Origin of the sequence: Flavobacterium sp. CECT 9288 (assembly GCF_918731615.1) — a bacterium.
Lineage (GTDB): Bacteria > Bacteroidota > Bacteroidia > Flavobacteriales > Flavobacteriaceae > Flavobacterium.
The window spans coordinates 560,271-572,604 of record NZ_OU957226.1 but is presented as its reverse complement, the minus strand read 5'-3'; the positions used below and the strand labels follow the sequence as shown (position 1 = coordinate 572,604).

Here is a 12,334-nt window from a genome sequence, read left to right as displayed (position 1 = left end):
TTGGTTATTCCTCTAAGGTAATGTGTTGTAATTGTTGCAAATCTCCGTTGTAAATATTTACGTCTACATTGCCTTCTATTCCTGGTACCGAGGCTTTCTCTGTAAATTGCCAAAACAACCAATTGTCTTTCATTTCCTCTCTATAAAAATTGTAATTGGCTATCCAAAAAAGGTAATCACTAAATTCCTCTTTCAAAAAATCATCGTAATAACGTTCTCCAGTATAAATGATGGGTTTTACTTGATAATGCGCTTCAACCGCCTGCAACCACCTTCTCAAACCTAGTTTTAAATTTTGAATGGATTGATTTTTTGGGAGTTTTTCAAGGTCAACCACTGGAGGTAAATCTCCCTTTTGCAGGTTAACCGTCTTTATAAAAAGTCGGGCTTGCTCTATTGAATTTTCATTGGGACGGTAATAATGATAGGCTCCTCGAATCATTTTATTTTTTTTGGCGCCAGCCCAATTTTGATCAAATTTTCTATCCTTTCGATCTTTTCCCACCGTGGCTCTTATAAATACAAACTGAATAGGATATTGCTGCTCTAACGTATCAACATACGACCAACTTATTTTTCCTTGGTATTCAGAAACATCTATACCTACACTTTTTCCGTTACTTTTTTCAAGAACTTGAACGTTTCTTATATCAGAAATTCGCTTTTCTTCGGCAGTTTGGGAATTTGTTTTATTGGATTTAAATCCTAAATAATACGCAAGACCTCCTCTATAATGATAGCCCAGATATAAAATTAGACCAAAAAAACAAACAACTAAAAACCACCAAAAAAGATTGCTTTTAGAGCGCTTCGTTTTTCTAGTCGTCGTTCTATTGTACGAATGCTTTCTTGTGCTGACTTTTTTTTTCATTACAAAAATTACTTCTGTAAAAATTTATTTTGAATTACAGAAAGAAGGATATAAAAAGTAATTAACAACGGAATTCCTAGAAACCCGAAAAATAGCATAAGGCAAAGTGAAACTACAAGAAATACTATTTGTAATGCATTCTCTCTAAAGCTAAACTTTTTGATTTTCAATGAAAACAGTGGAATCTCAGCATTAAGCATAAAAGCACTCAATAGTGTGATTACTAATAAAAACCAATCATTAGTTATCAATTCAATTACAATTAATGAATCAGTACTTGCTAATACAAGAGGTAAACTTAAAATAAAAAGTGCATTTGCTGGAGTGGGAAGTCCTATAAAAGAATCAGATTGACGAGTGTCTATATTGAAATTAGCCAATCTATAGCAAGAACCTAGTGCAATTATAAAACCTAAATAAGGGAAATACTGCCATGGCGCAGCTGACGCAGTACTTAAATTACTAATCATCATGTGATACATAACCACTGCCGGAACTACACCGCTCGTAACCATATCTGCCAATGAATCAAGCTGTAAACCTAATGGACTCGATACCTTGAACAAACGAGCAAAAAAACCATCAAAAAAATCTAAAAAAATCCCTAGGCAAACAAAAAAGAAAGCCATTTTAAAATCTTGATGAAAAGCAAAAACAAGCGCAATACAACCAGAAAAAAGATTGAGTAATGTGATAATATTAGGAATGTGTTTTTTAAGCATCATCTGTGAAGCGTTATAAATTATTAGGACAAATTTAGTACAATATGTCTATGAAATACATGTTTTTTTTAAAAGAGTAGCTATAAATAATAACACTACACATTTATTAAAATTATTTTACCAATACCTGTCATACTATTACAAGTGCATTAACGTTATAATTCAGTTTACATATAGCATGCAGCTCATTAAAAAATTCTATTTTTGATAAAAAATAGCACTACATAAAAACCATATACTTGAAAAAAAGTCTTTTACTGCTGGTACTTTGCACAAGCGCCATTGTTAGCGGTCAAACAGTTCGAAAATATTCTAACGAGTTTATGAATATTGGTGTTGATGCTGCGGCACTAGGCCGATCAAATACGGTCGTAGCCTCTACAAAAGATGTAAACTCTGGATACTGGAATCCTGCTGGATTGATGGGTCTTGAAGATCATCAAGCCTCATTTATGCATGCTAATTATTTTGCCAATATAGCTCAATACGATTATCTTGCCTATGCCAGTCCTATTGATGAGCGCAGTGCATGGGGAATTTCTTTGATCCGTTTTGGGGTGGATGATATTTTAAACACCACTGAACTTATTGATAGCGAAGGAAATATTGACTACAATAGAATCAGCTTATTTTCAACAGCTGATTATGGTTTTACCTTTTCGTATGCTCGAAAGCTACCCGTACCCGGATTTCAATATGGGATTAATGCAAAAATAATTCGGCGTATTATAGGGAAATTTGCCAATTCTTGGGGATTTGGTTTTGATGCTGGAATACAATTTAAAAAAAACGATTGGCAATTTGGATTGATGGTTAGAGACATTACCACTACCTACAACGTATGGGATATCAATGAAAAAGAATACCAAAAAATTGCGAATGCTATTCCAGATGAAAACCAAGAATTGCCCGAAAGCGCCGAAATTACTGCACCAAAAGTCCAACTAGGACTTGCAAAAAAAGTAACATTTAGATACGATTACAGTATTGAAGCGGCGGTTAATATGAACATGCGGTTTGCTAAAACAAATGATTTGATTTCAACAGATGGCATTAGTATAGATCCTGCTGTAGGACTAGAATTTGGCTATACCGATTTGGTTTTTATCCGAACTGGAATGGGGAATTTTCAAAACGTGATGCAACTTGACGGCAGTGAAAAAGTAGGTTTTCAGCCTAATGTGGGATTAGGATTCAAGTACAAAGGCATTCAAATAGATTATGCTTTGACAGATATTGGCAATCAAAGCACGGCTTTGTATTCTAATATCTTTTCCTTAAAGGTTGACTTAAGCATGTTTAGAAATTAAAATTTCTTCACAGATTATTAATTTTGTAAAGGTTTTCAAGTTTGTTTTGAACAAAAATATAGAGGTCAAAGCTTATTATTTTTATATTTGTTTTCTGTTTCATTACTACAAATCCAACTAAACTACATGAACATGCTAGCATCAATGATTAAAAAAAATGCACTTTTACTTTGTTTTTTAATCGCGTCTCAATGGATTTTCAGTCAAAAAAATTTAATATCAAATAGTTCTAAAGTAAGTGTAATTACTTGTGGCACTGGAAACGAGTCGTATTCACTTTTTGGTCACACAGCATTGAGAATACAAGATCCTGCAAACGCATTGGATTTGGTTTATAATTATGGTGCATTTGATTTTCAAACCCCAAATTTTGTTATGAAATTTGTAAAAGGAGACTTGCAATATTTTGCTGCAGTCCATACATTTCCCGAATTTATATCTCAATATCAATATGAAGAAAGAGCTGTTTTTGAACAAGAATTACGACTTTCTACCACCCAAAAACAAGATTTATTTAATGCCTTGAACGAGTCCCTTACATCAGGATCTAGCTATTACACCTACAAATTTATAGATAAAAATTGCACCTCAATGGTGGTTGATTTGATCAATAAAACGCTCCAAACGAAACTAATTGTAAATAAATCCCACGAAGACGAGACATACAGAGCTATTTTGTTTCCCTATTTTCAAAATCACTTTTACGAAAAACTGGGAACAAGTATCATTTTTGGAACCAAAGTAGATCAACAAGGAACGCAGCTTTTTTTACCCTTTCAATTATTGGAAAGCTTGAAAAAAATTCAATATCAAAATAACCCAATTGTATCAGAAACTAAAACACTGCTTTCACTCAACAAGGAAGCTCCGTTTTCCTATTGGAACAATCCTTACACTTATTTCGCTTTACTTTTTTTTATAGTGGTACTCAACAAGCGATTTGTAAATATATTTTTCTTGAGTATAATGGCTTGTATTGGGTTATTTTTCTCTTTTGCATGGTTCTATTCCTTGCATCTTGAACTAGCAAATAATTATAATATTTTTCTATTTAATCCTACACTACTTGGATTTTTATTATTTTTTTGGAGAAAAAATAAAAGAGGGATCTATAGACTTGCTCTTTTTAACCTACTTTGTCTATTTGTTTATCTGGTAATAATGATCAACAAAGTGCATCTAATTCTTGTGTTGCCATTACTTGTAACTTCTGGAATCATTTTAGTGAGAATTGCCATTCAAAACAAACGTAGAATTCCAATTATTATCTAAGGCTTCAATCATAATTATAATTTACTGCCCGCGATAAAACAAAACGGTTGTAATGGTTTTAAACACTATATTAAGATCAAGATAGATACTACGGTGTTTGATGTAGTATAAGTCATATTGCAACTTTATAACACTATCTGATATGGTATCGCCATAGGAATAATTAACCTGTGCCCAACCCGTAAGGCCCGGTTTTATAATATGACGAGTATCATAGAATGGCATTATAGCTCCTATTTCTTTGACAAAAACAGGACGTTCCGGACGCGGACCTATAACTGACATATCGCCTTTTATAATGTTGACAAACTGCGGGAATTCATCAATTCTAGTTTTTCTTAAAAATTTTCCAAAAGCTGTTACGCGACAATCATTTACAGTTGTAAAAACAGCTCCATCTTTTTCGGCATTTTCAATCATTGTACGAAATTTCAAGATTTGAAAAACTACTCCATTTTTTCCAACTCGTTCTTGAAAATAAAATAAACTCCCTTTGTTACCCAAACTATTTCCAATCAACAAAAATGGAATCAAACACAAACCAATAAAAACACCTAACAAAGCAATTGCAATCTCACAGAATCTCACAATTAATAAATACAACTTGTTATGATTGCTTCGACTAAAAGGAAAGCAGCGGTAAAAATCTTTTTCCATGTACTGAATAGGAATACGCTGGGTTTTACTTTCGTATACTTGAGTGTATTCTCTAATTACTGTTCCCGACTCTAAAACATGAAGTAAATTTTGATACAAGATAGTATCCATACCCTCTTCATGATTTGTAGCCACAACAATTTCGGATACTTTATTTTCTTTGACAAATTGCAACAGATCATTGGCCGTGATTTCAGGCACATAGTTGTAATGTTTACTTTCTGTATCAGGTTGTGAAACATTAGCATACCCTAAAATTTTATAATGCGGGTCTATATCTTCAAGACCATCTATAAGTTCTTGAACTCGTTTTTGGTCACAAATTAAAACTGCATTTTGATAAAATCTAGTAGAAGCTAAAAAAACAACATACAAGATGCGCCAAGCATATAAAGAGAGGAAAGTAACACTGAAAAACAATAAGATTTGAAGCCTACTACTTGGTAAAACAGGCGAGAAAAAAGGTGTTAACAGATATACCAGCGCAGTAACAGAGGCGGTAATTAAAGTACTTTTTAAAACTTGAAATTGATTGCTTGCTACCTGCAAATTGTACATTTCGAAAATGGTACCAAAGAAATTGATATATACCGCAAGAACTATTGTCCAATAATAATTTGTTGCTGAAATGCTAAAATAATCGAACACAAAAAACTGACCCAATACGTATAAGGCCGTTAAAACAAACAGAACATCAAATAGGCGTAGAATTAACTTTCGCTCTGAAATTTCAAAATGTATTTTGCCAATAGAAAACATAAATCGTATTATGATTGGTACTGCAAGATAGCACTTTTAAGAGGAGATAAATTTAGAAAATCTTTGTTTTTTTTTAACAAATATAGCGACTCGAAAAAAGGAAGCGAAAACTATAATATTAAAGAATATCGCATAGAATATAAACTATGCTGCTAACATACACATTATTACGTTTCATCTCTTGACGAAGTGCGTAGTTGTACATTTAACAGTGCCAAAGAATAAATAAACGCAGGTGCCGCTGTACGCATAGCCGCGTGGTTGATTGTGAGAAACCAAAACACTACAAAACAAATTAAATACATGTTAAACTTGTTTTCAACAAATAAAACAAAAGGTGTTACTAGCAAAATTAATAATCCTACCAAACCTAAGGATCCATGCTCAGCAAGCATTCTAGTTATTTCATCATGTGACGCTATTTTAATGCCCATTTCCTGTTCCCGAATTTCTACTCCTTTTCCAACCCCAACGCCCAATATCGGATTTTTAAAAAACATATTAATTTCGTTTTGAGCCACATCTTCTCTTCCGGTAAACTGACTTTCTTTGGATCTTCCTGCAGCATCTTGATTGGCATAACGTTTATCAATAAGTCCACCCGTTTGATAGGACGAGTAAGACCAAATAGCCATCATAGCAAGTGATATAATAATAAATATATAACTCAATTTAACCTTTCCCGCTCCATTTGATTTGAAATATAAAAACAGAAGCAACATGATAATCATTAAAAACCCAGTAATCATACCTCCTCTTGAAAAAGTAACCATACCCCTGTAACTAATATTTAAGGCTACTATTAAATTAAGTATTACCAAAAAAGTGCTCTTTGACTCTAAAATAATTCTCGAAAAAAAGATAAACATTCCAAGGCCTAGAAAAGTAGCAACTTGATTAGGCCCAAAACCTCCTGATGTTTCAAAACTAGAAGCTGTACCTGTAATTACATCCCTAACATTAGGGGTATAAAAAATAAGATAAACCGTGCAACTCAAGATAGGTAATCCCACACAAAGAAGAATGGAATTCATTTGTTCCAAACTTATTTTTCTCCGATAGGTATATAAAGAGGCAAAAGCCAAACAAACAGGACCAGAAATGTTAAACGCAATAGCATTATTTATATTCGAATTAAAATTAAGAACAAAGGTGGCCATGATTACACCTGGAATGAGTAACAGTAAAAAAATCCAATACGGAAAAGCAGATCGTGAAAACCCCTTGAAATACATGCCTAAAAACAAAAAAATAATAACTTCATATTTTGAAAACTCATAGGATATATTACCTCCTGTCATTCTTAAAATGATTTCGCTACCCACAACATAAGCGGCAACTTTTAAGCATTCATTATTTACATTTTGAGTTTTGATAATGTAATAAGCACCTACTACAAAAATGGCAAAACCATAAATTTTAGCCACAAAAGGAAGCATAAATATCAGCATGCCAATTACAACATGCAAGACAATTAAAAACAAATAGGATCTATCTTCTTTTTTCATGTATTGCGCTTTTCCAACCAACTTAAATAACGTGAAATCACATGCTCCTCTGAGAATTTTGCATGAACAGTTTCTTTCAGCTTTGCGCCAAAAGTACTTCGTTTTACCGCATCCTGCATCAAAAGCAGTAGTTTTTCATAGATTTTTTTTGAATTTTGATCTGCGAGATACCCATTTTCACCATTGCTAACTACTGCTCCATTTTCCCCGACATCAGTTACAACGGTGGCCAAGCCTGCAATACCATACTCTAACAAAGCGAGAGGTAGCCCTTCAGAAGATGAAGTTAATATCCCAATTGTAGCTTGGTGTAAAACATTTGAAACATCACTTCTGGATCCATAGATAAAAACGGTTTGCTCAAGATTAAGAGCTACAATGTTTTTTTTTAAATCATTCGAATAATCATCATTAAAGTCTTTCCCAACAAGATGAAAGGTCCAGTTAGGATGGGAATTCTGGACTAATACTGCAACTTCTAAAAGTAGAGCATGGTTTTTTTGAAGCCGCAAATTAGCTAAGGATACTATTCGTTTTCCTACTTCACCATGTAACTCACCTGTGTTTTGCTCGAGCTTTTGGGGCGTAGTAAAATTTTCTAAATAAATAACATTAATACCAAACCCTTTAGTTTCAGCCCAATTTTTTAATTTTTGGTTTACTGCGATAATCCCACTAAAAAATGGCAAGGTTAACCGCAATGCCAGTGTGGGTCTAGCCTTTAAAAACTCACTATCTCCATAATGATCATGCCAAACCAACTGCAAAGAAGGACGTAACAGTTTTACCATAAAAGCTAAAAAGAAGGAAGTACTATGCGCATGAATGACTTCAATATTATGTTGAGTAACATATTGGCGCAAAGCCCAAATAGCTTTAAAATCAAGGGTTCTTTTTTTGTTTAAAAAAAAATAAGCGGTTTTAGATTCAATATGCTCTCGCAATGGTCCTTCCTGACGCGTGCATACAATCCCCGAAAAATCTATTCTTGTGTTGAGTGCATTAGCATAATTCACAGCCATTCGTTCAGCACCTCCAGCAGCAAGTGTATCTATGAGTTGTATGATTCTCATGGTTGTAAAAGCAATTGTATTTCGTTTTCAAAACGCTCTATTGTATATGCTCTGGACCAATCAGTTGCTGCTTTGCGTTGTATTTCTTGCTTAGTGGCATCTTGTAAAAGAGCAAAAATCTCTTTACTATCCTGCTCTAATTGCATGTTAAGCAAAACTCCTCTTTTACCATAATCTAACATAGTTGAAACACAAGATACAGCAGTTGCCAGTGGAATACAGCCCCAAAACATTCCTTCGGCGATTGCTTTGGGCCAACCCTCACTATTTGATGGTAATATCACAAAATGACTGGATTGATAGGCCTTTTTTACCACTTCACTACTTTGATTCCCCATTACGGTAATCCATTGAGACAAATTATTAGAATTAATATACTCTTCTAAAGAAACTTTTAAAGGTCCGTCACCATAGATTTTTAAAGTAACACTACAATCTTGATATAGTAATTTTTCGATAAGTTTTATGGCGTAAAGAGGATTTTTTCCCGGTACCAATGCACCCACAAAGACAAACGTAAAGGCAGCATTTGGGCTCCTTGGTTCAAGTGGAACTATTTCGTTTTCTGAATAACTAGCTGTAAAAAAAGGTTTGCAATTTAAACTGGCATTTTTCCATTCACCATACACCAAAATATTCATGTTCTTGGTCCAGAAAGTAGCATTCAAAATCCACTTTTGCAACCTATACGTCCAAGGTTGTTTTGCATTAGGATCCCAATTACCAGCATATTTAGCTGTTTTTGGGGTGTTAGGAAAAAATATTTGAACGATACAGCCTAGCATTCCTATATTTCCAGGACATCGTAAATGAATATGATCTGCCTTTTGCATTGCTTTAAAAAGCTGGATGCAAATCTTTGGAATTTTTAAAAAAGCCAGCAATACACTCTTAAAATGAAGCACATCAAAACGTGCTACAGGTACAAATTGTAATCTATTGTGTGCATAAAAAGTATCAATTACTGTATGCCTTTCGTTTTGTAAAGGAGCAATAAAAGTTACTGTATCACAATGTTTTAACCACAAATTCATTTCTTTTACATAAGGAGCATAGGCATAATAACGCCCGTCTTTATGAACATGAGGAACATGGGTAATAACGAGAAGTCTCATTTTTTTAATTGATAAAACTCCGTTAATAAGTCTTTTGAAGATCGGGGCTGAGAATCTTTTTGAAAAGTAAACGCATACCCTTTTGGCATTGAAACGGATCGTCTGGTAAGACTAACTTTCGGGCGGTCTAGATATTTCATCCATCCTAATGTCAATCTTGTAACAAACAACCATGCACTCCTTATCCACCTAGTAGAAGAAGTATTGATAAAAAAATTAGATACCGTAACCGCTACATTTGCTGCGTTCCCCTCAGTTATTTCAGAAGTAACAACGGCACATTCCCGAAACAAACTTCGCATACCAGTAAAAGTAAATCTAAAAAAATCATAGGGTTCAGCATGATATGGAAATGATTGTGGAGCTTCTATTTGCAAAAAACCATTTATTTTGGTAACCCTTTGTAATTCTTCACAAAAAAGCCACGGATGCAAAGTATGCTCTATAACTTGTGCCGCCAAAACAAGATCAAAACAAGCATTTTCAAACGGGATGTAATGCCCGTCAAAAATATAATCTGGTTTAAAAGTAGCATGAACATCAGTGGTTATAACCTCACAATCACTGAAAATATTTTTATAATAAGTAGCTTTTTCACCCACACCTACAATAAGCACTTTACTGCCTTTAGCCAACCTTTTTGCTAGTTCAGCATACCGCTGATCCATGTTAAAATCAGCACATAAAGCAGGCAACATTTTTCTACGGATGTAATTTTTCAGGTTTGAGGTGTCTAAATGAGCCCCATTTTGAGTAGTCACTTTGGCTTTGCAAATATCCTCGTAACAAAACATCGACTGTGTGCTAAAAAGAACTGGAATCCCATTAAAAACAGGCAACATGCTACCGTCTTCAAAATAAAAAAAATCTTTTGTAAATGATACTAATTTAGCATTTGAATCAGGATGAATAATGTGTTTTTGCATACAATAGGGTAAATTGTGACATTCAAATTTAATGTTTTTTTATTCTAAAAGCCAACGGAATTCTTAACGAATCTTTTCTGAATCTTTTAAAAGCCTCCACAGTCCTTATTTTGTATTTGCGGCGGAGAAAATAAAACCGATATCCAACCCACAACTCTTCCTATGGTTTCTAAAAATGCGGCTTTTTTATCATTGCCTCTCAAAGAATTTGTACCTCTGATGCACAATAACAAAACGGTAATTGCATGCCACTTGAGCCTATCCTTGATTTTAGGATTTGGATTCTTCACTCGCCACACGTACCAACCGTTTCGAACAACCATTTTACCATATTTATATTGATTTGGTCTACCATAAGGTTCGTGATAGTGGTGCAATTGAGCCTTTGTATTGATAACATTTCTACCATATTGTATGACTCTCAAACTGAAATCAGCATCTTCATATAAACCATATCCTTCAAAATAAGTAGAAAATTGTAACTCCTTAAAAACACTTGCCCGAAAGGACATTGACATGCCAATTAACAAATCTACATCATAGATTTTGCCTGTCAAGGGATAACCGCAAGTGCGACCATGGGAGAAATTAGGCATTTTTCCCGGATGTAATGGAGAAGACAAACCCAGATAATTACGAACTACATTACGTAATCCTTCGGGATAAACGTAATTTTCCCATTGATAAAAATAATGAGGATGATAAGAAATATTCTGTTTTTTTTCTTGCCATTTATTTTCGTTAGTGGCAACACCGCCAACCCCTGCGATATTTATATTACTTTTAAAAGTTTGTATAATCTCAAAAAAATACGTCGGAGTAAGAACAGTATCATCATCAAGGAAACAAATTACTTGAGAATTTTTATCTCTTTTTTGAATTCCAAAATTTCTTTGCTTTGTTAAACCTCTTTCTGATTCACGTACTTTGTAATAAGCCACCTTATCAAAATCATGTTGTGCAATAGCATTTTCCGTATCTTGGTTCTCACTCCCATCAATGATTAGAATTTCATCTGGATAAAGGGACTGCTTCGCAACAGATTGCAACAATTTGACCACGGCTTTTGGGCGCATGTACGTACATATAATGAGACTAAACTTCATTTATTTTATTTTTAAAAATACCATAGATAGTACTAAAATAAGCTTCTCGTTCTAAAAAATTCAACCATAAATTACGGTTGTCAATTTGCATTTGAATAAAATCTTTTGGTTCAATATCAGTGTGAAAAGCAACCAACTCTTGTATCATGTTTCCCTCAGATACCATCACGCAATGTTTACTCCAATCAATTTGATCATCTAGAGGCAATCGGATATCCGTGTTAACCACTACTGGAATCCTTCCCATGGCCAACGTTTCATAAAACCTAACCGAAAAATTTCCTGCTCCACGCATGCAAAACGTGTACGGATTAGCAGCAATATTATCAAAAAATTCCTGTCTTGCAATGGCTTTGTCCTGAACTGTTTTTGCACCAGCACTATAATTTTTTCTCAAAATAAAATTAGTTGCTACTTTTTTACTTTTTGATAATTGTTTTAAAAAATGATAACGTTTTGTACTAGAAGGATAAAAATTTTGAAAATCAGCTTGTTCCCGCTTTAAAATTATATCTAAATTATTTTTACAATACCCAATTAATTCTTTTAACTGTTTAGTAATTGAATTAGCTGCATGCCCCACAAACCCTATTTGAGGCATCGCAATTTTAGGAATAGCAACTACTCCTTGATCTTTATTTTGAAAGGGATCATTGATAAAAGACGGCAAAATAAAAGTAGTCCTTGGTAACTTAGAATGAAAACCACCGTTTCTAAATACATGAACAGCCGAGTCTAATGTTAGTCCAAAATCTCCACCTGAATACAGCCAAACTATTTTACGCCTTTTTTGAGCCTCAGAAATAAATTGATTTAATTCAGTTCGGCTACCAAACCGTCGCAAATTTACAGGAACTATTGCTACGTCACACGCTTCAATAGTTGATACCAGCTCGTAAAAGGAGTGCAAAATACTATTATCTGTATAACACAAATCAAACAACAACGGAAAAACTTCTTTCCGGTTTTCAGGGGTTATAAACAGATGATCGGTATAAATCTTCAGCATTAGTTT

At 33.9% G+C, this 12,334-nt stretch carries 11 protein-coding genes; 2 read left to right on the top strand and 9 right to left on the bottom strand.

All coding sequences use genetic code 11. The features are described 5' to 3' along the window. Nucleotides 1–4: 4 nt before the first annotated feature. A complete protein-coding gene (locus LQ189_RS02585) occupies nucleotides 5–871 on the bottom strand; it encodes a glycoside hydrolase family 25 protein (RefSeq protein ID WP_230154125.1) in 867 nt (288 codons plus the stop codon). Between the two features lie 8 nt (nucleotides 872–879). Then, nucleotides 880–1,596 carry a phosphatidylcholine/phosphatidylserine synthase gene (locus LQ189_RS02580; protein ID WP_221916445.1) on the bottom strand — a complete coding sequence of 239 codons (717 nt, stop codon included), beginning with the start codon at nucleotides 1,594–1,596 and terminating at the stop codon, nucleotides 880–882. Between the two features lie 320 nt (nucleotides 1,597–1,916). On the opposite strand from LQ189_RS02580, the gene LQ189_RS02575 reads away from it, so the two are divergent. After that, nucleotides 1,917–2,903 carry a PorV/PorQ family protein gene (locus tag LQ189_RS02575; RefSeq protein ID WP_230158614.1) on the top strand — a complete coding sequence of 329 codons (987 nt, stop codon included), beginning with the start codon at nucleotides 1,917–1,919 and terminating at the stop codon, nucleotides 2,901–2,903. A gap of 126 nt (nucleotides 2,904–3,029) precedes the next feature. Beyond that, on the top strand, nucleotides 3,030–4,175 hold the full coding sequence (locus tag LQ189_RS02570) for a DUF4105 domain-containing protein (RefSeq protein WP_230154124.1): 1,146 nt from the start codon (nucleotides 3,030–3,032) through the stop codon (nucleotides 4,173–4,175). Between the two features lie 21 nt (nucleotides 4,176–4,196). Here LQ189_RS02570 and LQ189_RS02565 read toward each other — a convergent pair whose 3' ends face one another. The 7 genes from LQ189_RS02565 to LQ189_RS02535 form a co-directional block, all read right to left on the bottom strand. Continuing rightward, nucleotides 4,197–5,591, bottom strand: a complete 1,395-nt coding sequence (locus tag LQ189_RS02565) for an exopolysaccharide biosynthesis polyprenyl glycosylphosphotransferase (RefSeq protein WP_230154123.1) — start codon at nucleotides 5,589–5,591, stop codon at nucleotides 4,197–4,199. A gap of 167 nt (nucleotides 5,592–5,758) precedes the next feature. Further along, nucleotides 5,759–7,099, bottom strand: coding sequence for an O-antigen ligase family protein (locus tag LQ189_RS02560; RefSeq protein WP_230154122.1), 1,341 nt, complete (start codon nucleotides 7,097–7,099; stop codon nucleotides 5,759–5,761). After that, nucleotides 7,096–8,172 carry a glycosyltransferase gene (locus LQ189_RS02555; RefSeq protein WP_230154121.1) on the bottom strand — a complete coding sequence of 359 codons (1,077 nt, stop codon included), beginning with the start codon at nucleotides 8,170–8,172 and terminating at the stop codon, nucleotides 7,096–7,098. Before LQ189_RS02555 ends, LQ189_RS02560 begins: the two co-directional genes overlap by 4 nt. Beyond that, a complete protein-coding gene (locus LQ189_RS02550) occupies nucleotides 8,169–9,287 on the bottom strand; it encodes a glycosyltransferase family 4 protein (RefSeq protein WP_230154120.1) in 1,119 nt (372 codons plus the stop codon). Before LQ189_RS02550 ends, LQ189_RS02555 begins: the two co-directional genes overlap by 4 nt. Further along, nucleotides 9,284–10,213, bottom strand: a complete 930-nt coding sequence (locus tag LQ189_RS02545) for a methyltransferase domain-containing protein (RefSeq protein ID WP_230154119.1) — start codon at nucleotides 10,211–10,213, stop codon at nucleotides 9,284–9,286. Before LQ189_RS02545 ends, LQ189_RS02550 begins: the two co-directional genes overlap by 4 nt. An 86-nt stretch (nucleotides 10,214–10,299) precedes the next feature. Beyond that, complete coding sequence (locus tag LQ189_RS02540; protein WP_230154118.1) at nucleotides 10,300–11,319, bottom strand: glycosyltransferase family 2 protein; 1,020 nt, start codon at nucleotides 11,317–11,319, stop codon at nucleotides 10,300–10,302. Further along, nucleotides 11,309–12,328, bottom strand: a complete 1,020-nt coding sequence (locus LQ189_RS02535) for an exostosin family protein (protein WP_230154117.1) — start codon at nucleotides 12,326–12,328, stop codon at nucleotides 11,309–11,311. The genes LQ189_RS02540 and LQ189_RS02535 overlap by 11 nt, the downstream gene beginning before the upstream one ends. Nucleotides 12,329–12,334 lie beyond the last annotated feature (6 nt).

What these genes read in the sequence shown, in the direction of transcription:
- LQ189_RS02550 (WP_230154120.1), bottom strand. Translation starts at nt 9,287, where the DNA reads ATGAGACTTCTCGTTATTACCCATGTTCCTCATGTTCATAAAGACGGG.
- LQ189_RS02580 (WP_221916445.1), bottom strand. Translation starts at nt 1,596, where the DNA reads ATGATGCTTAAAAAACACATTCCTAATATTATCACATTACTCAATCTT.
- LQ189_RS02570 (WP_230154124.1), top strand. Translation starts at nt 3,030, where the DNA reads ATGAACATGCTAGCATCAATGATTAAAAAAAATGCACTTTTACTTTGT.
- LQ189_RS02535 (WP_230154117.1), bottom strand. Translation starts at nt 12,328, where the DNA reads ATGCTGAAGATTTATACCGATCATCTGTTTATAACCCCTGAAAACCGG.
- LQ189_RS02565 (WP_230154123.1), bottom strand. Translation starts at nt 5,591, where the DNA reads ATGTTTTCTATTGGCAAAATACATTTTGAAATTTCAGAGCGAAAGTTA.
- LQ189_RS02585 (WP_230154125.1), bottom strand. Translation starts at nt 871, where the DNA reads ATGAAAAAAAAAGTCAGCACAAGAAAGCATTCGTACAATAGAACGACG.
- LQ189_RS02575 (WP_230158614.1), top strand. Translation starts at nt 1,917, where the DNA reads ATGAATATTGGTGTTGATGCTGCGGCACTAGGCCGATCAAATACGGTC.
- LQ189_RS02555 (WP_230154121.1), bottom strand. Translation starts at nt 8,172, where the DNA reads ATGAGAATCATACAACTCATAGATACACTTGCTGCTGGAGGTGCTGAA.
- LQ189_RS02560 (WP_230154122.1), bottom strand. Translation starts at nt 7,099, where the DNA reads ATGAAAAAAGAAGATAGATCCTATTTGTTTTTAATTGTCTTGCATGTT.
- LQ189_RS02545 (WP_230154119.1), bottom strand. Translation starts at nt 10,213, where the DNA reads ATGCAAAAACACATTATTCATCCTGATTCAAATGCTAAATTAGTATCA.
- LQ189_RS02540 (WP_230154118.1), bottom strand. Translation starts at nt 11,319, where the DNA reads ATGAAGTTTAGTCTCATTATATGTACGTACATGCGCCCAAAAGCCGTG.